The following is an 18,787-nucleotide window of genomic DNA, read 5'->3' on the forward strand; positions in this document are numbered from 1 at the left end:
CAAAGAAACCCCGACCATCCCGAAAGACGGCCACGGGGCGACCCGACCCCAACAAGGGCCGAGCCGATAAAGGCACTGGCTTTTAACACGCTGTTGAGTTCTCAAGAAACGGACACCCACCGCACTGGATCCGCTTTCGCGTTTCCCGCTCCGGGGCGACTCGGTTTACTTTATCGGATCCGGCCGGTCTGTCAATTTCGGCTTTTTCCGATAACGCCCGTCCGATTCCGCTTGCGCGGCGCCTTCAGGGCGGTGAAGCTATTTCACCAGATCCGGCCCGATTGTCAAAACCAAGCCTTTTCCGACGCCACCACGACACAGCGGGCACGGCAAAGCCGTGATCGGTTGGATCGCTGGTGGGTTCCCCTCGGAGCCGGCCGCCGTCAGGCGTCCTGCACCCCCGTGGGGCGAAGTGAACAGTATGCCCAAGAGGCAGGAAGGTCAAACCGGCTCGCGCAAACGGATCGCTTCCGGATCGGCCGCCTGGGCGGCCGGGAGGTGGTTCCACCGGGCCACAGCACCCGCTCTACCTTGGACTTTGCCCGAGTTCGCCCCACACTGCCTGCGGCGCAACGCATTCCAAGCCTCGAATGTTTCTTTTCGGCAACGTCGGGTGAGCAGGGGAACCTTACGGCTGGGCTAGGTAGCCACCCACGAAGAGAACCGCCTCGGCGAACACCCACACGAAGGCCGCCACGGTCAGGAACACGTCCAGCCGATCGGGCCGGCGTCGGACACCGGGCACGGCCCATGCGCTGACGGCGATGGCTGCGGCGAGAACGGCGACCGGAGAGGCCAGCCTCACCGCGTCATCGAAGCCGGCGCCGCATCCCGGATCGTGGCGGTCGTCCTCACCACAGAACGCGGCATCGCCCCAGCCGCCGAGCGCGGAGAAGAACCACAGGACGGCCAGCGCGCAGTTCGCGATCGTCGGAATGGCAGGCGAGATCCGCCAGCTGTTCGCGCGTCCCGGCGTGGCCTGCACGCACGGAAGGTACCTCGCTCCGCGGAGACCGGGAAGGCCCATCCACCGGCCGCGGCCACGATCAGGTGATCTCCTTGGCCTCGTGGAGGTTCATGTCCATGACGATGGCCGTCATGACGGCCATCGTCCGCAACGGCTCCCGGACGGGATCGGAGATCTCGACGTCGTACTTGTCCGCCGTCGTCAGCAGGTGCGTTGCGAGCCCGGCCCATTTCTTGCGCACGTGCGCCACCTTGCCGCCGTCCGCGTCCTTCACCTCGAAGTTGTTGCGCGGGACATCGACGTCCACCGCGCCGATCAGAGCGCCGTCATCGTCGTAGATGACATAGCGGCGTCCGACCCGTTCGGTGACGAAGGACCCGATCCGATCCCCGTCGGGCCGGAGGATCTCGGTGTACTCGCGCCCGTTCTGCTTGTCCACGATCAGCAGTGGCTCACCGTCCGGCGTGGCCACCAGCACGGCACGGGCATCGAGATTCGATTTGCCGGGGAACAGGCCACGCATCTCGGATCGGCCTTCGTCGTTCGTCTGCCCGGCGATGGCGATGACGGTTCCGTCACCGTCCAGCACCTTGTACCGCGACTTCGCGAACGGACCCCTGCGGGGCTGTTCGACCTTGAGCACCGGGGAGCTGAACACTTCGCTCACGTGTTCTCCTGCCTCATCGGCCGCATGCGCGGACCGCGTCACCGTTCACCGTGGCGGACACCCGCGCATCCGGCGCGGTACGCCGCCCAACCGGCGATCCTGCCAAGCGCGGGCCCGCAGGGGAAGCGCTTCCCACCCGCGGCCGTCGGGACGGTAATCGCCCGACGCGCATTCACAACCCGCTGACCTGCGTCGACGCGCCCCAGGGTGACCGTCCGAGAAATATTCATCTTCCGTTCTGGCATGTCGTGAACAGCTATGCGGTCATGGACAGCGGGCTCGTCGCAGACCTCCGCGTCCACGATCCGGTCGGGCGGTCACCGCGGCCTTCGGCTACCTGGTCGGTCTGGCCTGGCTTCGCAGAGCATCACGTCCCTTGTGGCGGGCCCGCGTCGCATCGCGGCGATCAGGACGCTTCCGGAGGTTGTCCACCCCGGGTCGCTTCGCGCCCTCCCTGTCCACGATCAGCAGCGCGCACCCCTGCCGTTCTCGGCGTGGGCCGGCATCATTGCCGTCGGTACCGCCCTGGCCGCTTGCCGTAGCCGCGAGATGTCGCGGTCTCACGGTCGTGAGCAACGTGCCATGACCGTCGAACATCTTGTACCTGGGACGGGTCGGCGGTGCACCACTCGGCTGGCCTACGCGCAGGACCAAGGATCCGCCCTTTGGACCGTACAGCGTTCCCGGAGGCACGGATCAGACCCAGAACAAGGTGCGCCACTCCGTCCAAAAGGAGCCGACGCTGAGCAGCCACACGGAGTGGAGCACCGGGTATGCCAGGTACCAGTTCGACCCGGCCTGGGTGTCCGTCCGTCCCGGCCGCCGCTGGACTAAGCCGACGCCGGTCACACCCGCGAACACGGTGGTCAGCAAGGCTCAACGGTCGGCCGCGGCAACGTCCGCACCGCATTCGGGGAGCCGTCCCCGGCGTGCTCCTCCCGGACGCCGCGCACACAAAAGGGACGACCCGCGGGCCGTCCCTTTCATGTCGCGTCGGCTACTCGGCGCCGATCAGAAGTCCATCCCGCCGGCGTCGGGCATGCCGCCCGCCGGGGCCGGGTTCTTCTCGGGCTTCTCGGCGATGACGGCCTCGGTGGTCAGGAACAGCGCGGCGATCGACGAGGCGTTCTGCAGCGCGGACCGGGTCACCTTGGCCGGGTCGAGGATGCCCGACTCGAACATGTTGACGTAGTCGCCGGTGGCGGCGTTCAGGCCCTCACCCGGCTTCAGGTTGCGGACCTTCTCCACCACGACGCCGCCCTCAAGGCCGGCGTTGACGGCGATCTGCTTCAGCGGCTCCTCCAGAGCGCGCTTGACGATGTTGGCACCGGTGGCCTCGTCGCCCGCGAGCTCCAGCTTGTCGAACGCCTTGGTGCCGGCCTGCAGCAGCGCCACGCCACCGCCGGGGACGATGCCCTCCTCGACCGCGGCCTTGGCGTTGCGGACGGCGTCCTCGATGCGGTGCTTGCGCTCCTTGAGCTCGACCTCCGTCGCAGCGCCGGCCTTGATGACCGCGACACCGCCCGCGAGCTTGGCCAGGCGCTCCTGGAGCTTCTCGCGGTCGTAGTCGGAGTCGGTGTTGTCGATCTCGGTGCGGATCTGGTTGACCCGTCCCGCGATCTCGTTGGCGTCACCGGCGCCGTCCACGATGGTGGTCTCGTCCTTGGTGATGACGACCTTGCGGGCGCGGCCCAGCATGTCGGTCGTGGTGTTCTCCAGCTTGAGACCCACGTCCTCGCTGATGACCTGGCCGCCGGTCAGCGTGGCGATGTCGCCCAGCATGGCCTTGCGGCGGTCGCCGAAGCCCGGGGCCTTCACGGCCACGGACTTGAAGATGCCGCGGATCTTGTTGACGACCAGGGTGGCCAGCGCCTCGCCCTCGACGTCCTCCGCGATGATCAGCAGCGGCTTGCCGGACTGCATGACGCCCTCAAGGACGGGCAGCAGGTCCTTGTTGGCCGACGCCTTGCCCTGAACGATCAGGATGTACGGGTCCTCGAGGACCGCCTCCATCCGCTCGGGGTCGGTCACGAAGTAGTGCGAGATGTAGCCCTTGTCGAAGCGCATCCCCTCGGTGAGCTCGAGCTCCAGACCGAAGGTCTGGCTCTCCTCGACCGTGATGACGCCTTCCTTGCCGACCTTGTCCATCGCCTCGGCGATCATCTCGCCGATCTGCGGGTCGCCCGCGGAGATGGACGCCGTCGAGGCGATCTGCTCCTTGGTCTCGACGTCCTTGGCGAGCTTGGACAGCTCCTCGCTCACCCGCTCGACCGCCGCCTCGATGCCGCGCTTCAGCGACATCGGGTTCGCGCCGGCCGCGACGTTGCGCAGGCCCTCGCGCACCAGCGCCTGGGCCAGCACGGTCGCGGTGGTGGTGCCGTCACCCGCGACGTCGTCGGTCTTCTTGGCGACCTCCTTGACGAGCTCCGCGCCGATCTTCTCCCACGCGTCCTCGAGCTCGATCTCCTTGGCGATCGACACACCGTCGTTGGTGATCGTGGGGGCGCCCCACTTCTTCTCCAGCACGACGTTGCGACCCTTGGGACCAAGGGTCACTTTTACGGCATCGGCCAGCTGGTTCATGCCGCGCTCGAGACCCCGGCGGGCCTCCTCGTCGAACGCGATCATCTTTGCAGCCATAGGCTCCAGTCCTCCCGGAACAAGGTGGCTTAGATGGATCGAGCCGACGCCCGCGACGGACGGCCCCCGCCGACGACTGCCATTCCGCCGCCGGACTGAGGCCTCATCGCCCCGACCCAGACTGTGAAGCTGTCACTCTCCACAGCAGAGTGCCAACCGTTTGTTTAGCACTCTACCCTGTCGAGTGCAAGCGCCACACATCCCCGTAGAGGAAGGTTCACCTACCTGCCCAGACCCGTTCCCACCTGCGCCGAAACCCTGTTCAGGAGACTCTCGGGTGTGTCGCGATGATCCCCTGTGTGGTCGTCGGCGGGTCGTGCACCGGGCTTCGCAGAAGGTCGCAGAACGCGTGGACGAGGGTGGGGCGGCGGACGGGCGGCCCGTTCCACGCGCTCCGCCGGCCACAGCGAGAGGCACGCATGGCGCGGGTCGTATGGCCGTTGAGCGGACGCCGGCCGGGCCCGTTTGCCGGAGGCTCGCAGTCATCCGGCCGCAGCGCAATCGCCTCCGAGAGCGTCGACCGGAACGGCGACCGGGGACTTGGCGTGCATTCACCATCCGAACAGGATCGCGGCACCGGCCAGAATGGCCGTCATCCCGGGAAAGGCCAGCAGTCCGCCTACCCAGGCGACCGCCCGTTCCTGTCCGAGCGTTGCACCGGCTTCTTCGAGAGTCAGCCGAATGTCCGCAAAGGGCGGCAGGCTCCGCGCGGGGAGCCCGAGGCCCACCAGCGGTGAATAGACCATGCCCGCCAGCACGAACAGCAAGGCCACGAACCACATCGGAGAGTCCCCGACGACCAGGCCGTTGATCAGAAATGCGGCGAGCGCGAACAGCAGCACTCCCGCCAGGTGCACGGCCACCGCGAGAAAGCCGACTCCGGCAACGCTCGTCCCCGCCGTGCGTACCAGCCATGAGCAGTACCGACGCGGGAGCCAGAGAGATCCGACGGTCACGCCCCACACCGCGAGCCAGACAAGGGAGGAGACCGCCACAGCGTCCATTCCACTCCTCCTCCCGGCCGCCACTTGATCTTGGCACGCCGGAAGGCTGCGCGCTACCGGCGACATGGCCTCGGCGGCGTCCCGGACAATCGCCTGAGGACGTCGGCAGCCATGGCCGACAAAGCCCGGCCGCCCCGGCAGAAATGTGATCGTCTTTGCTGCAAGGAACGATTGCGGAAAGGACGGTCCCATTCTTGGCGGGCGATGCTTTCCGTTACCTGGTCAGCTGTAAGACACTCAGATGATGGAGCAGGAATTCCGAGCCGCCCCCGCGGAGATCGATGGATTCTTCACGTCGAGATGCGGGATGGCCGGCGGCCCGGTCCACGGGAGACCGGGCCGCCAAGGGGCCGTCAGCCGCCGGCGACGGCGGGGATGATCGAGATCTGGACGCCGTCGGGGGTCGGGGTGTCGAGGCCGTCGGCGAAGCGGACGTCCTCGTCGCCGACGTAGACGTTCACGAAGCGCCGGATCTTGCCCGCGTCGTCCAGGATGCGGGCGGAGACGCCGGAGTAGCTCGCCTCCAGGTCGGCGACGACGGCGCGCAGGGTCGTGCCCTCGGCCTTCACCTCGGACTCGCCGCCGGTGTAGGTCCGCAGGATCGTCGGGATGCGCACGGAAACGCTCATGGTGCTCCTTTTCTCAGGCGAGGCCGGCGGCGCGGAACGCCTCCAGGGACGGGGCGATGTTCGCGGACGGCGCCACGACCGGGGCGACGGCGTCCAGGGTCTTCAGGCCGTCCCCCGAGTTGATGATCACGGTCTCGGCGGACGGGTCGAGGGTGCCCGCCTCGATCAGTTTGCGGAGGGTCGCGACGGTGACGCCGCCGGCGGTCTCGCCGAAGATGCCCTCGGTGCGGGCGAGGAGGCGAATGCCCTCGACGACCTGCTCGTCGGTGACGTCCTCGACGGCGCCGTTCGTGCGGCGGGTCACGTCCAGGACGTAGGGGCCGTCGGCCGGGTTGCCGATGGCGAGGGACTTGGCGATCGTGTCGGGCTTCACCGGGCGGACCACGTCGTGGCCGGCCTTGAACGCGGCGGCGACCGGGCCGCAGCCGGCCGCCTGCGCGCCGAACACGCGGTACGGCTTGTCCTCGACGAGCCCGAGCTTGATCAGCTCCTGGAACGCCTTGTCGATCTTGGTGAGCTGGGAACCGGACGCGACCGGCACGACGACCTGGTCGGGCAGCCGCCAGCCGAGCTGCTCGGCGATCTCGTAGCCGAGCGTCTTCGAGCCCTCCGCGTAGTAGGGCCGGACGTTGACGTTGACGAACGCCCAGTCGTCCTGCTCCCCGGCGATCTCGGACGCGAGCCGGTTGACGTCGTCGTAGTTGCCGTCGACCGTCACGAACGTCCCGCCGTACACGGCGGTCGTGATGATCTTCTGCACTTCGAGGTCGGACGGGACGAACACGGCGCTGCGGATCCCGGCGCGGGCCGCGGCGGCGGCGACGGCGTTGGCGAGGTTCCCGGTGGACGGGCAGGCCAGCACCTTGAAGCCGAGCTCGCGGGCGGCGGCGAGCGCGACCGCGACGACGCGGTCCTTGAACGAGTGGGTCGGGTTGCCGCTGTCGTCCTTCACCCAGAGGCTCTGCAGGCCGAGGCTCTCCGCGAGGTTGTCGGCGCGGACGAGGCGGGTCAGGCCGGGCTCGGTGTTGGGCGTGTCCGCGACATTGGACGGGACGGGCAGCAGCCCCCGGTACCGCCAGATGTTGCGCGGCCCGGACTCGATGCTCGCGCGGGTGACTCCCCCGAAGTCGTAGGCGATCTCCAGGGGGCCGAAACACTCCTCGCACGCGTAGAAGGGTCCGAGATCGCGAGTGGAGCCGCATTCGCGGCAGACGAGCGCGGTAGCGGGTCCGAGGTCTGTGGCAGGCGTAAGTGCCATGAGGGCGAGGCCTTTCTCCCCATCTTCCCTGCGCCACCTTGGTCGCAGGCCGGAGTTGGCACCATCTCCCGACCGGCCTCGCAGGATCGCGAGCGCGCCACAGCCGGGTGGTTGCCGGGGCTTCGCAGGGCCGGTCCCTCCACCCCTCTGGATGAGCGGTATTCAGTTGTGCGGGGGCTGAGCTGGAAGACCGGCCCGTCGGCCGCTCTGCTTCCTGCACCCCTCTGGATGAGCGGTATTCAGTTGTGCGGGGGCTGAGCTGGAAGACCGGCCCGTCGGCCGCTCTGCTTCCTGCACCCCTCTGGATGAGCGGTATTCAGTTGTACGACGAGCGGCATTCAGTCATCGACACGAGTGGTTTGAACTCGTATGCGTGACTTTACATGAACTGACCGGATGCCAGACAGCCGGGTCCACTGACTGAGACGTTACCCGGACGGGTTCTTGATCATGCGGTGGACTCCTCGGGGACGGCCCGCTGGGTCGGGTCGAGGAACACGTGCCGGACGATCGGGAGCCGCTCCCGGAGCCGCCGGTCGATCTCTCCGGCGACGTCCTCGGCCTCGTCGGCGCTGATGTCGTCGGAGAAGTGGACCTTGGCGGCGACGAGCAGCTGGTCGGGGCCGAAGTGCATGGTGAGCAGCTCGTCCACGCCGGTCACGCCGTGAGCGCCGCAGATCTCCGCGCGGATCTCGCGCTGCGCGGCGGGGTCGGCGGCGCGCCCGATGAGCAGGCCGGTGCTCTCCCAGCCGATCAGCACCGCGAGCGCGACGAGCAGCAGGCCGATGAGGACGGACGCGAGCCCGTCCCAGAAGTCCGACCCGGTGATCTGCCGCAGCACCAGCCCGCCGGCGGCGAGCGCGAGGCCGACCATCGCGGCGCTGTCCTCGAACAGCGCGGTCTTGAAGGTCAGGTCGGGCGACCGGCGGACGTGCTCGAAGAGGTCGTGCTCGGATTCGCGGGTCTCCTTGCGGGCCTGGTGGAAGGCGCGGATCCAGGACACCCCCTCCAGCACCGCGGCGAGCGCGAGGACGGCGTAGGCGAGCCAGATCGCCGTCCCGGTGCTGCCGTGGCCGGTCATGGTCAGGATGCCCTCGAAGATCGAGAAACCGGCTCCGGCGACGAAGATCCCGAACGCGGCGAGCAGCGACCAGACGTACCGCTCGTTGCCGTATCCGAAGGGGTGGCGGCGGTCGGGGGGACGTTCGCTGCGCCGCAGTGACGCGAAAAGGAAGCTCTGGTTGAGCGTGTCGGCGATCGAGTGAGCGCCCTCGGCGAGCATCGCGCTCGATCCGGCCAGGAGACCCGCGATCAGCTTCGTGATCGCCAGGATGAAGTTGGCCGCACCGGCGACGAGCACGGTCTTCTTAGTTTCGGCCCTGCTCATGCCGCACGGTTACCCCTCGCGCCTCGCGCTAATCGTCGTATCTGGCCACAAGCCGGGCTGTAGGCCGGTCGTGGCGGAAACCACGCGGGTCACTGTGGAGCCCTTCGGTCACAACTGAGACCCTGCCGGTATGAGCCAAGTGCTGGTGGCGTCCAACCGGGGCCCGGTGTCGTTCTCGCTGTCGAAGGACGGCGAGCTCGCCATGCGGCGCGGTGGGGGTGGGCTGGTGTCGGGCCTGGCCGCCGTCACGGGCGCCCCGGAAGGGTCTGGACCATCTCGTCCGGCAGAGGCCGCGGGGACATCCGTGTCGTCCGGCGGTAACCCGGACGTGCTGTGGGTGTGCGCGAGCTTGAGCGAGGCCGATCGGACGGCTGCTCGCCGTTCACCGGACGGTCGTATCGACCAAGCGGGTTACGACACTGGTGGCTCGGCGGTGCGTATGCTCGACATCCCCTCCGCCACGTTCGATCGTGCGTACAACGCGGTGGCCAACTCGACGCTGTGGTTCGTCCACCATCTGCTGTACGACACACCGCGCAGCCCGCATTTCGACGCTCGCGCACGGCGTGACTGGCAGTCCTATGAGGCGTACAACGCGGCCTTCGCGGACGCCCTGGCGCGAGACGCTTCCCAAGGCGCCAAGGCCGCGATCCAGGACTACCACCTGTCGCTGGCTCCTCGGATGCTCCGCGACCGGCGTCCGGACTTGAAAATCGTCCACTTCTCCCACACGCCTTGGGCGCCGCCCGAGTACTACAGGCTCCTTCCTGACGACATCGGTACGCAGATCCTGCTGGGCATACTCGGCGCGGACCACGCGGGTTTCCTGACCGAACGGTGGGCTTCGGCGTTCCTCGACTGCTGCGAGCTCGTGCCGGGTGCACGCGTCGACCGGACGGCCCGGACCGTCACCTGTGCAGGGCATACGACGCACGTAGGCGTCCACGGTCTCGGCGTCGATGAGACGGCATTGCGCAAGCGCGCGGCCCAGCAGGACGTCGTCGAACGGGCGCGCGCGCTGAGGGAACAGGTGGGCGACCGCCAGCTCATCGTGCGGATCGACCGGACGGAACTGTCGAAGAACATCGCGCGTGGTCTCGCCGCCTACCGCGAACTGCTCGTCAACCATCCCGAGTGGCGCGGACGCGTGGTGCATCTGGCGTTCGCCTACCCGTCCCGCTATGACCTGCCCGAGTACCGCGAGTACACGGCGTCCGTCCAGCAGATGGCGAAGCAGATCACCGACGAGTTCGGCACGGCCGAGTGGGATCCGCTGATCCTGCAGGTGAACGACGACTATCCGCGTTCACTCGCCGCCTACGGCCTGGCGGACGTCCTGCTGGTCAACCCCATCCGGGACGGCATGAACCTCGTCGCGAAGGAAGGGCCCGTCCTGTCGGAGCAGGGCTGTGCGCTGGTGCTGTCGCGGGAGGCGGGCGCGGCGTCCGAACTGTCCGGGGACGCGCTGATGGTCAACCCCTTCGACGTATCACAGACGGCGGAGACGCTGCACCAGGCGCTGCTGATGCCGCGCGCCCAGCGAGCCGAGCGCTGCGCCCGCCTCACCGCCGCCGCGACGGCCCTGCCCCCGCAGCAGTGGTTCGCCGACCAGCTGGCCGCCCTCGACTGACAAGGCCCCGGATGCGGCGTGGTGCCCGTCCCGGGAATGACTCCAGGACTATTACTTCGCCCCTGCCCGCCACTCAGTCAAGGCAGAATTCGTTGCCCTCAACGTCCTGCATGACCAGGCACGACTCGTTCTCCTCATCGGCAGGCAGGAGCCCCACTCGTACCGCGCCGAGCGGGATCAGTCGCGCGCATTCGGCCTCAAGGGCCGCCAGGCGCTCCTCACCCACCAGCCCGGTACCGACCCGCACGTCAAGGTGCAGCCGATTCTTGACGGTCTTGCCTTCGGGAACGCGCTGGAAGTACAGCCGCGGTCCCGCACCCGAGGGGTCGCTGCATGCGAACCACGAATCGCGCCGCTCCGGCGGCAGCGACTGATTGAAGTCGTCCCAACTGGCAAACCCCTCCGGTGGCGGTGGCGCGACGTATCCCAGCACCTCGCACCAGAAACGAGCGACGCGCTCAGGTGATGCGCAGTCGAAGGTGACTTGAATCTGCCTGATTGACACTCCCACGACCAATGACCCTACAGGCGTCCTATACGCCGGCAATCACGGCCGGGGCCGATCAGAGTGACCGCACGGTCCTTCAGGTGGCGCTCGCGGACGGTTCGGTCAGGCGGCAGACGACCGGGTTCGGCTCGTGGCGCTGCTTCCAGCGTTCGCGCAGCGCGTCCTTGCTGTGCGCCATGCGGCGGTGGGCGCTGATGCGGGTGAAGTGGGCGAGCTGGGACGCGGTCGGCCTCGGCAGGCCGCTCGGCTCGTAGCCGTACTCGGCGAGACGGTCGCCGAGTACGGCCTCCGCCAGGCTGATCTCCCAGGGGTCCAGCCGCTCCGCCCACGAGCCGATGCGGCCCGTGTTGACGGCGTCGTGCGTCCGGCCGTGCCACCGCCTGCGGGACGGGATGGTCCGCCGCGCGAGGCCCTCGGGACGCGTCATCGCCGGGGCGAACTCCTCGCCGAGGAACCCGCAGAGCCGCGTCAGCTCGTCGGCGGGGTCGGCGACGAGCCGCTCGTACTGCAGCTCGTAGTAGGTGTCGGGAGGGAGGCGCTCGGCGAGCCGGCGGCCCTGGTCGATCGTCTCGCGCCAGACCGAGATGGCGCGGTGGACGTCACCGTCGTACCACGGCATTTCGAGCAGCGAGGCGATGCAGTCCCGGCCGTCCCGGACGAGGTGGACGAACTGCGCGTCCGGGAACATCCGCAGCAGGGAGCCGGCGTGCCGGGAGTAGCTCGGACGCTTGTCGCCCCACCGCGGCTTCCCGTGCAGGCGCGCGTAGGCGCGGAAGACGATGCCGATCGCGGACCCGAGCGTGGGCGGCCCGGCGACGATCTCCTTGACGAGCTCGTCGGCGTCCAGACCGAACTCCCTGACCTTGGTCGACCGGTCGCCGGTGATCCACTCCGCGAGCGCGCGCCTGTTCTTGCTCTCCGTCAGGTCACCGAACTCGCACCGCGCCGTATAGGCGGGGAGGACGAACTTCGTCTCCCCGGGGATCGCGATCCGGGGGTGCGAGTGGAGCATCAGCCGCAGCAGGGTCGTCCCCGAGCGGGCGCAGCCGAGAACGAAGATCGGGCGGTTGTGGCGGGAGGCCGGTCCGGATGGCATGCACGGCATGCTGGTGCAGACGCCCTGGTCACGGCGCACCCCTTGACGCACTGTTGCCGGTCGATTGCCGACCTTTGACGGCTCGTCAGGTGTAGGACTCGCCCAGGGTCTGCCTCACCTGCTTGCGCGCCTCGTGGATGCGGGACTTGACCGTGCCGAGCGGCAGCTTCAGCTGTTCGGCGATCTCCGCGTACTCCAGCTGCGACACGTCCCGCAGGACGAGGGCCTGGATGAGGTCCGGCTTGCGGGCCTCAAGGTCCTCCATGGCGTCGAGGATGTCGACCCGGGACCCGGCGATGACGCTGGTGCGGCGCGGGTCGGGGCGCTGCTGCGGAAGCTCGCCCGCCTGCTCGACCGAGCGCCGCTTCAGCGACCGGTAGGTGGAGCGGGCCGAGTTGGAGACGACGACGTGCAGCCAGGTGCTGAACCGCGACCGGCCCTCGAACCGGTGGATGTTCCGCGCGACCTGGAGCAGCGCGTCCTGGCATGCCTCTTCGGCGTCCTGCCGGCAGGGCAGGAACCGCGAACTGTGCCGCAGCACGTCCGGCTCGATCTTGCGGAGGAGTTCGTTGAGCGCGCCCTGGTCGCCCTGGGCGGCCTTCACCGCCAGCTCCTCGGTCCTCTCGTCGAATGCCATGCCGCCTCAATGCTCGTTCGCGGGCTCGCCCCGTTTGCTGGGATGATACGGGAGTGTCATTCCCACCATCTGTAGGCCGTTACCGAATCGATCGCGTCCTGGGTTCGGGGGCGTTCGCCTCTGTGTGGCTGGGGCACGACGACGCCCTGGAGTCGCAGGTCGCCATCAAAGTGCTGAACAGCAATCTGATCGACGATCTGGACGTGCGCAATCGCTTCCTCGAGGAGGCCCGCATCCTGCGCCGGGCCGATTCCGAGCGGCTCGTCCGGGTGCACGACATCGGGGAGCTTCCGGACGGCCGCCCGTACTTCGTCATGTCGTACGCCGACCGCGGGACGCTCGGGGACCGCATGCGCGAGCGGCCACTTCCGGTCAGCGAGGTGGTCGCCCTCGCCGAGCAGATCGCCTACGGCGTCGAGGTGATCAACACTCTCGGGGTGATCCACCGCGATCTCAAACCGTCCAACGTGCTGTTCCAGTCGACGCCGGACGGCGGCGAGAAACTGCTCATCGCCGACCTCGGCCTCGCCAAGGCCCTCGCGCACGCCTCCGGGGCGTTCACGCTCCCGGTCGGCACCCCCGGATACATGTCGCCGGAGCAGGCGCGGTTCGGCGGCGGGCTGGACGTCCGCGCCGACGTGTACGGGCTCGGCGCGCTCACCTACCACATGCTCACCGGACGGGCCCCGGGCCCGGCGCCGGTCAAGTCGCCGCCGAGCCGGCTGCGCGAGGGGCTGCCTCCGGCGTTCGACCAGGTGATCATGCGGGCGCTGGAGGTGGAGCGGGAGAAGCGGTGGCCGACCGCGGAGGCGTTCGCGGAGGCGCTGTCCACGCTGCGCCCGACGACGGCTCCGGCCGCGCCCGTGCCGGGGCCCGCGGCGGGACCGGCAGCGGGACCGGCGCCCGTGCCCGCGGCGCAGGGCCCGCGGATCGACGCGGACGCCACCGTCCAGGACTTCTACCGGGACGGCTCCCGGGTGCGGCCGCCCGCACCAGGTCCCGTCCAGCAGCCGCCCGGCCCCGGGCAGCCCGGCCCCGGGCAGCCCGCCGCGGAGGGCGGCGGCCCGGCCGAGATGCGGACACGGTTCGACCAGCAGGCGGAGGACGACGTCCGCACGTCCGAGATGCGCGTGCCGCCCCGTCCCCCGGGCGGCGGGCAGGCGACGATCGTGGACGACTCCGCCGGACGCGCCACCCCGTTCGGGCAGGGCGAGGGGCCCACGTCCCCGGACAACGGCAACGACCGCACGGTCGCGTACCAGGGGCCTCCACCGGGCCCCGACAACGCGACCGCCATGTTCCCGACCCAGCCGCCGTCTCCGCAGGGTGCCTCCGGGCAGCCGATGGGCGGGCCCTACGGCGGCCCGCCCCCGCCCACGGGTTTCCAGGCGCCTCCCCCAGGGCCCGTCCAAGGCCAGGGGCCGGGCCAAGCGCCGGTCCAGGGGCAGGGCCAGGGGCCGGGCGGCGGCAAGCAGGGCGGCGTGATGGGCCGGCTCAGGGGCGGTGGCGGCCCCGGCCGGCCCGGCGGCGGCGCACCCAAGAAGTTCGTCACGCCCCTGATCATCACGGTGGTCGTGCTGGCGGTCGCGCTCGTCGGCGGGCTGACGCTCGGCCTGCTGTTCTCCGGCGGCGACGGCACGGACAAGGAGAAGAAGACCCAGGCGATCCCGAAGGACTTCGTCGCGGTCTCCGACAACGCCGGCAAGATCAAGACCGCGGTGCCGAAGGCGTGGCCGAAGGGCCAGGAGCAGACGTGGACGCCGTCCACCGTCGGGCTGAGCGACGCCCAGCCACGGCCCGTGCTGCGCGCGACGCCGGACAAGGCCGCGTTCCTCGGCGACGGGAAGGGCCCCGGCGTCTTCATCGGCGTGACCACGGACGTCCGCCCCGGCCAGTTGCCGCCGCCGGGCGCGTCCAGCCACCCGCAGTGCACGAAGGCGGCCCCGGAGAACTACACCACGCCGGACGGCGCCCTCAGCGGCACGATCACCGGCTACACGGCCTGCAAGACGGGCACGTCGTCGGTCACCGAGGTCGGCCTCAAGGACAAGTCCGGCAAGTTCGGCCTGTGGATCCGGGTCAAGGAGACCGGCAACCGCAACGCCACCAAGGACATCCTCGACAACCTGAAGGTCACGCTGTAGATCCGCGGGACCTCCCCTGCAACCCCGGTCATGACGCGGGCGATTCGCCGCCCTCACGGGCTGCCCGGTCCGAAGGCGCGGAGCACTCCGATCTAAACCCGGTTCCGGCGGGAACGACGGCGTGGCACATCGGCGTCCTCAGCGCCGCCGCCGTCGAGGGAACCGATGCGCGCCAACTCGCCCGCGTGCGCGCGCGGGTGTGCGCGGCGTCGTTGCGGTCGTCTGCGCCGCCGGGCATGCGCGCTAACTCCGCTTGCCCGCCGGTGACCTCTGCCGACTGAGGTCCGGTTTCAGATGACGGGGCCATGACACGTCCGGGCGTGGACGCCCCGAACCCTCCGCGCACCCCACGCCACCGTGCCAGTGACCAGGCAAAGAAGATGTGGCCGCTCTAGAAGAGCAGGCCCCTCCCGCCCGGGGGCGGACCCGCTTACCTCCATGGTCAAGCACCCCCGCCACCCAAGGAACCAGAACGCCGCTCTGGGGATAACCGGACTGAGTGCCGCAGGCGCACCGTGACCGCACTCACGACCCTGTCTTGCATCGCGAGCTATTCCGATATATCGTTAATACATCGCAACCGATCACTACTTAAGGAGATGCGATGCACGACCACACGATGAGAAGGCACGGTGGAGACCGAGGGCCCAGGGAGCGCGGACGCCGCGGTGATTCGTTCGGCCCGTGGGGGCCCGGCGGACCCGGTTTCGGTCCCGGCCCCGGAGGGTTCGGCCCGGGCCATCGCGGACGCGGCGGCCGCGGCCGGCGGACCCGGCGCGGCAACGTCCGGGCGGCGCTGCTCGCCCTGCTCGCCGAGCGTCCCATGCACGGCTACGAGATGATCCAGGAGCTGGACGGCCGCACCGGCGGCGTCTGGCGGCCGAGCCCCGGTTCGGTCTACCCGACCCTCCAGATGCTGGAGGACGAGGGCAAGGTCGGCAGCGAGGAGCAGGGCGGCAAGCGCCTGTTCTCCCTCACCGATGCCGGCCGCGAGGAGGCGGCCGCGCAGAGCGCCGCCCCCTGGGACGAGGTCACCGCGGCCGCGGGCGAGAACGTCCTGCGCGGACGCGAGGCCATCGGCCAGCTGATGGGAGCCCTTCAGCAGGTGATGGCGGTCGGCAGCGAGGCGCAGAAGGCGCGCGCACTGGACGTCGTCAACGACGCCCGCCGCCGCCTTTACGGGATCCTCGCCGATGACCCCGAAGCGGAGTGAACCCCCCGCGACCGGAACCGCCGTGGCCTGCCGGCCACGGCGGTTCCGCGTTCAGCGCGGGAAGGGGGCCTGCTTCGCGAGCTGGTCGGCCATGTAGAGCTGCTTCCACACGTAGAGGCCCAGGTCCGACCGCTTGATGTTGTGCTCGACGGGGACGTCCAGCGTGGCGCGCACAAGGAACGCCGAGCCCGGCGGCATGTACTTGTCGCCGCCCTCCCCCGCGACCAGTTCGCCGCCCGAGAGGCGCCGCACGACCTGGCTCTTGGTCGGCGGGGTGCACATGTCCTCGGGGACGCCGGCCTGCGGCATGCACCGCCCCCGCGCGTCCGGCGTGACGAGGTTCCGCTTGACGAACACGTCCCCGGGGAAGTCGAGCAGGACCCTCTTCCCCGTCGGGTTGCTGAGGATGTACTCGATGTAGGCGAACGACGTCCCGGACGGCGGTGAGGACTGGGACGACGGTGTCATGCCGTCGCTGACCCCCCTCGCCACCGCGGCGATCGTGTACTTGGCCCCGTCGGCGGTGCCGACCGTGATCGGCGTGCCGGCCTTGGGCAGCTTGCCGTCGCCGTCCGGCCGCTGCTCCTGCGCGGCCGGCGCCGCGTCCGTCCCGCCGTCGTCGTCGTCCCCCGACCCCGGTGTCAGGAGGAGGCCGATCGTGACCAGGCCGGCCAGGACGAGCACGCCCGCCGCGACGAGTCCGCTGCGGCGGCCCGCGCGGCGGCCGGCCGCCCGTTCGCGCTCTCGCCGCCGCTCCCGTTCCCGCGAACCGAGCCGCACCTGCACGCCGCTCGTCTCCCGGGCGCCCATCGGCCCCGTCGCGGACGAGCGCTCTTCGCGCTGCGAGTAGGCGTCCTGCGCCTCCGGCACCCCGGCCCACTCCACGTCCCCGACCTGGGCGCCCCCGGCGGAGTAGGCCGCAGCATCGGCACGCCGAGCCGGATCACCGGACGGGACGCCGCCGGGCCGGACACCTGGCGGCAGGCCACCGGACCGGGACCGGCCACCGGTCTCAGATGGGCCGCCAGGCTCTGCGGGCGCCGAGCCACCGGGCAGGTGGACGGTCTGCGGGAGGCCGCCCGGCTGCGGGAGGCCGCCCGGCTGCGGGAGGACGGGTGCGGCGGCGCCGGGTTCGGCCGGGCCGGACGGGGGCGCTCCCCAGACGCGCGGCGGCGCCCCGGCGGCGGCGGAAGGCGCCTGCACGATGGGACGGGTCGGAGCCCCCGGCGGTATCGGAGCCCCCGGCGAGATCGAGGCACCGGGCGGGATCGGCGCACCCGCCGGCTGGACGGGCATGCCCTCCCGGGGCGTGGCCCTGGGAAGGCCGTGAGCGGGCGTGTTCCTGATGTCGCCCGGACGGCGTGGGACTCCCGGTTCCATGTCCACCGTCAAGCCTCCCCAAGTCCTCGCGCGGCGCCCCCGTGGACCGCGCATACTCGCAGTCCAGCACATTTTGGCGCAGTTGGATCCTGGGTCTACACCTGGCCCCAGACTCTCGCGAGATCCGACAAATCCGGATATGACTCTTGTCACTTCTCCGACAACCTGGGAACGTTCCGCGCAGGTCAGGACCGGTGGTCCAGCAGTGCGCCGAGAAAGTCGACCACGCCGGCCGGGCCGTCGACGACCACGTCCGCCCGCTCGGCGAGCGCCGTCACCTCGGCCGACCCGCTGCACACCAGCACGCCCGGAACGCCCTCCTCGCGCAGCGCCTCGACGGCGTCGAACGCGGCCAGGTCGCCCAGGTCGTCCCCCGCGAACAGCACCGCGGACGGACGTTCGGGAAGGTCGTCGACGAACGAGCGCAGCGCCATCCCCTTGTCCATGCCGTGCGGGCGCAGTTCGAGGACGAGGCGTCCCGGCTCCACGGTGAGCCCGGTCCGCTCGGCGAGCGCGGCGAGGATGCTCCGCAGCCGTTCCAGCGCGACCTCCGGCTCGGCACAGCGCCGCGTGTGCACGGCGAGCGCCTGCCCCTTGTCCTCGACGAAGGTCTCGGGCGGGGCGCCCGCCGCCGCGAGGACGCCGGGCAGCTTCGCGCGCGCCTCGGCGACGCCCGGCGGCGGTTCCGGCTCGGTGAGCACGCCGGACTCCCAGCGTTCGAGCCCGTACTGCCCGAGGACGACGAGCCCGTCGATGCCGTCGAAGCCGCCGTAGTCGACGGCGACGGACGCGGGACGTCCCGTGATGATCACCAGCGAGCCGACCAGCGGGGCCAGCCGCGCGAGGGCGGGGGCCGCGCCGGGATGGGCCCGGGCCGAGGCCGGATCGTCCACGATGGGCGCGAGCGTGCCGTCGAAGTCGAAGCCGAGCACGGCCCCGGCCGGGTTCTTGCGGATCGCGTCGAGGCCGCCGGCGCCGGCGGCCGTCACAGAGCGGGGAGAGGTCACCTGACCAGTGTGGTCAGCTCACGGCCGGATGCCGAGTCGGCGCGCGGCGCGGCTGCGTTGCCGCTGTGACCGCATCCGGCGGAGGCGCTTGACGAGCATGGGGTCGCACTCGAGCGCCTCGGGTCGGTCGATCAGGATGTTCAGGAGCTGGTAGTACCGCGTCGCCGACATGTCGAACAGCTCGCGGATGGCCTGTTCCTTGGCTCCGGCGTACTTCCACCACTGCCGCTCGAAGGCCAGGATCTGCCGTTCGCGCTCGGAGAGGCGGTCCGCCGGGAAGGCGGCGTCGTCGGCCCCGCCCTCGTCGTCTTCGGTCAGGGGTAGCGGGGGTCGGCCATCGTCCATGCTTCCGTCCTGTGGGGGGACGTCACCGCGGGGGTCACCGGGGGCGTTCGCCGCTCGCATCAGGTCCCCTCTGTGGTTACTGATCCCGGGTCGTCCGGGTTCGGGCGGTGCCATGCTACGCGTCCGGGCCGACAAGTTCCGGCGGTTCGACGGGAACGGGGGCCGGTGGTTCAGTGCATCACATCCCGGTTCACCTGGGGCTCTTTCGCGCCGTGTGTCTCATGCCGAACACCCGTCCCGACGGCCCCGAAAATATGCATGCTACATGCGTTAGA

At 70.1% G+C, this 18,787-nt stretch carries 17 protein-coding genes and 1 riboswitch; of the genes, 3 read left to right on the top strand and 14 right to left on the bottom strand.

Annotated elements, in window-relative coordinates; genetic code table 11:
- Positions 1–628 precede the first annotated feature (628 nt).
- The 8 genes from SM418_RS37085 to SM418_RS37120 form a co-directional block, all read right to left on the bottom strand.
- The gene (locus tag SM418_RS37085; RefSeq protein ID WP_371946324.1) at positions 629–985 is read right to left on the bottom strand and encodes a hypothetical protein; all 357 of its coding nucleotides are present in this window, start codon (positions 983–985) and stop codon (positions 629–631) included.
- A 61-nt stretch (positions 986–1,046) separates the two neighbouring features.
- Entirely contained in the window at positions 1,047–1,634 is a 588-nt protein-coding gene (locus SM418_RS37090; RefSeq protein ID WP_371946325.1) for a phospholipid scramblase-related protein, read from the bottom strand.
- A 696-nt stretch (positions 1,635–2,330) separates the two neighbouring features.
- Positions 2,331–2,507: a hypothetical protein gene (locus tag SM418_RS37095; RefSeq protein WP_371946326.1), complete on the bottom strand. Its 177-nt coding sequence runs from the start codon at positions 2,505–2,507 to the stop codon at positions 2,331–2,333.
- Positions 2,508–2,645: 138 nt separating this feature from the next.
- Entirely contained in the window at positions 2,646–4,274 is a 1,629-nt protein-coding gene (gene groL / locus SM418_RS37100) for a chaperonin GroEL (protein ID WP_371946327.1), read from the bottom strand.
- A 551-nt stretch (positions 4,275–4,825) separates the two neighbouring features.
- Positions 4,826–5,278: a hypothetical protein gene (locus SM418_RS37105; protein WP_371946328.1), complete on the bottom strand. Its 453-nt coding sequence runs from the start codon at positions 5,276–5,278 to the stop codon at positions 4,826–4,828.
- 353 nt (positions 5,279–5,631) lie between these two features.
- On the bottom strand, positions 5,632–5,907 hold the full coding sequence (locus SM418_RS37110; RefSeq protein ID WP_371946329.1) for a MoaD/ThiS family protein: 276 nt from the start codon (positions 5,905–5,907) through the stop codon (positions 5,632–5,634).
- Positions 5,908–5,920: 13 nt separating this feature from the next.
- Positions 5,921–7,165 carry a threonine synthase gene (gene thrC / locus SM418_RS37115; protein WP_371946330.1) on the bottom strand — a complete coding sequence of 415 codons (1,245 nt, stop codon included), beginning with the start codon at positions 7,163–7,165 and terminating at the stop codon, positions 5,921–5,923.
- A 16-nt stretch (positions 7,166–7,181) separates the two neighbouring features.
- A riboswitch (SAM riboswitch) is annotated at positions 7,182–7,323 on the bottom strand.
- A gap of 290 nt (positions 7,324–7,613) precedes the next feature.
- Positions 7,614–8,552, bottom strand: a complete 939-nt coding sequence (locus SM418_RS37120; RefSeq protein WP_371946331.1) for a cation diffusion facilitator family transporter — start codon at positions 8,550–8,552, stop codon at positions 7,614–7,616.
- 130 nt (positions 8,553–8,682) lie between these two features.
- On the opposite strand from SM418_RS37120, the gene SM418_RS37125 reads away from it, so the two are divergent.
- Complete coding sequence (locus tag SM418_RS37125) at positions 8,683–10,182, top strand: alpha,alpha-trehalose-phosphate synthase (UDP-forming) (protein ID WP_371946332.1); 1,500 nt, start codon at positions 8,683–8,685, stop codon at positions 10,180–10,182.
- 73 nt (positions 10,183–10,255) lie between these two features.
- Here the strand turns inward: SM418_RS37125 and SM418_RS37130 are convergent, their stop codons facing one another.
- The 3 genes from SM418_RS37130 to SM418_RS37140 form a co-directional block, all read right to left on the bottom strand.
- Complete coding sequence (locus tag SM418_RS37130) at positions 10,256–10,693, bottom strand: VOC family protein (RefSeq protein ID WP_371946333.1); 438 nt, start codon at positions 10,691–10,693, stop codon at positions 10,256–10,258.
- 73 nt (positions 10,694–10,766) lie between these two features.
- Complete coding sequence (locus SM418_RS37135; RefSeq protein WP_371946334.1) at positions 10,767–11,786, bottom strand: sulfotransferase family protein; 1,020 nt, start codon at positions 11,784–11,786, stop codon at positions 10,767–10,769.
- A gap of 85 nt (positions 11,787–11,871) precedes the next feature.
- Positions 11,872–12,423: an RNA polymerase sigma factor gene (locus tag SM418_RS37140; RefSeq protein ID WP_371946335.1), complete on the bottom strand. Its 552-nt coding sequence runs from the start codon at positions 12,421–12,423 to the stop codon at positions 11,872–11,874.
- A gap of 122 nt (positions 12,424–12,545) precedes the next feature.
- Between SM418_RS37140 and SM418_RS37145 the strand changes: the two genes are divergently transcribed.
- Together SM418_RS37145 and SM418_RS37150 are read left to right on the top strand one after the other, a co-directional pair.
- Positions 12,546–14,567 (top strand): serine/threonine-protein kinase, encoded by a 2,022-nt coding sequence (locus SM418_RS37145; RefSeq protein WP_443098422.1) that lies wholly within the window; start codon positions 12,546–12,548, stop codon positions 14,565–14,567.
- A gap of 604 nt (positions 14,568–15,171) precedes the next feature.
- Positions 15,172–15,780 carry a PadR family transcriptional regulator gene (locus SM418_RS37150; RefSeq protein ID WP_371946337.1) on the top strand — a complete coding sequence of 203 codons (609 nt, stop codon included), beginning with the start codon at positions 15,172–15,174 and terminating at the stop codon, positions 15,778–15,780.
- A 51-nt stretch (positions 15,781–15,831) separates the two neighbouring features.
- On the opposite strand, the gene SM418_RS37155 is transcribed toward SM418_RS37150, so the two are convergent.
- The 3 genes from SM418_RS37155 to napA all read right to left on the bottom strand — a co-directional run bounded on the left by SM418_RS37155 (position 15,832) and on the right by napA (position 18,512).
- Positions 15,832–16,983: a hypothetical protein gene (locus tag SM418_RS37155; protein ID WP_371946338.1), complete on the bottom strand. Its 1,152-nt coding sequence runs from the start codon at positions 16,981–16,983 to the stop codon at positions 15,832–15,834.
- Positions 16,984–17,345: 362 nt separating this feature from the next.
- Complete coding sequence (otsB, locus tag SM418_RS37160; protein WP_371946339.1) at positions 17,346–18,167, bottom strand: trehalose-phosphatase; 822 nt, start codon at positions 18,165–18,167, stop codon at positions 17,346–17,348.
- Between the two features lie 18 nt (positions 18,168–18,185).
- Positions 18,186–18,512 carry a nucleoid-associated protein NapA gene (gene napA, locus SM418_RS37165; RefSeq protein WP_371946340.1) on the bottom strand — a complete coding sequence of 109 codons (327 nt, stop codon included), beginning with the start codon at positions 18,510–18,512 and terminating at the stop codon, positions 18,186–18,188.
- Between the last annotated feature and the right edge of the window lie 275 nt (positions 18,513–18,787).

The organism is Actinomadura chokoriensis (genome assembly GCF_041463665.1).
In the GTDB taxonomy this organism is placed as follows: Bacteria; Actinomycetota; Actinomycetes; order Streptosporangiales; family Streptosporangiaceae; genus Spirillospora; species Spirillospora chokoriensis_A.

Bases quoted from the DNA above. Each gene is read 5' to 3' on its own strand.
- SM418_RS37140 (WP_371946335.1), bottom strand. From the start codon at position 12,423: ATGGCATTCGACGAGAGGACCGAGGAGCTGGCGGTGAAGGCCGCCCAG.
- SM418_RS37110 (WP_371946329.1), bottom strand. From the start codon at position 5,907: ATGAGCGTTTCCGTGCGCATCCCGACGATCCTGCGGACCTACACCGGC.
- groL (WP_371946327.1), bottom strand. From the start codon at position 4,274: ATGGCTGCAAAGATGATCGCGTTCGACGAGGAGGCCCGCCGGGGTCTC.
- SM418_RS37105 (WP_371946328.1), bottom strand. From the start codon at position 5,278: ATGGACGCTGTGGCGGTCTCCTCCCTTGTCTGGCTCGCGGTGTGGGGC.
- SM418_RS37120 (WP_371946331.1), bottom strand. From the start codon at position 8,552: ATGAGCAGGGCCGAAACTAAGAAGACCGTGCTCGTCGCCGGTGCGGCC.
- SM418_RS37135 (WP_371946334.1), bottom strand. From the start codon at position 11,786: ATGCCATCCGGACCGGCCTCCCGCCACAACCGCCCGATCTTCGTTCTC.
- thrC (WP_371946330.1), bottom strand. From the start codon at position 7,165: ATGGCACTTACGCCTGCCACAGACCTCGGACCCGCTACCGCGCTCGTC.
- SM418_RS37150 (WP_371946337.1), top strand. From the start codon at position 15,172: ATGCACGACCACACGATGAGAAGGCACGGTGGAGACCGAGGGCCCAGG.
- SM418_RS37125 (WP_371946332.1), top strand. From the start codon at position 8,683: ATGAGCCAAGTGCTGGTGGCGTCCAACCGGGGCCCGGTGTCGTTCTCG.
- napA (WP_371946340.1), bottom strand. From the start codon at position 18,512: ATGGACGATGGCCGACCCCCGCTACCCCTGACCGAAGACGACGAGGGC.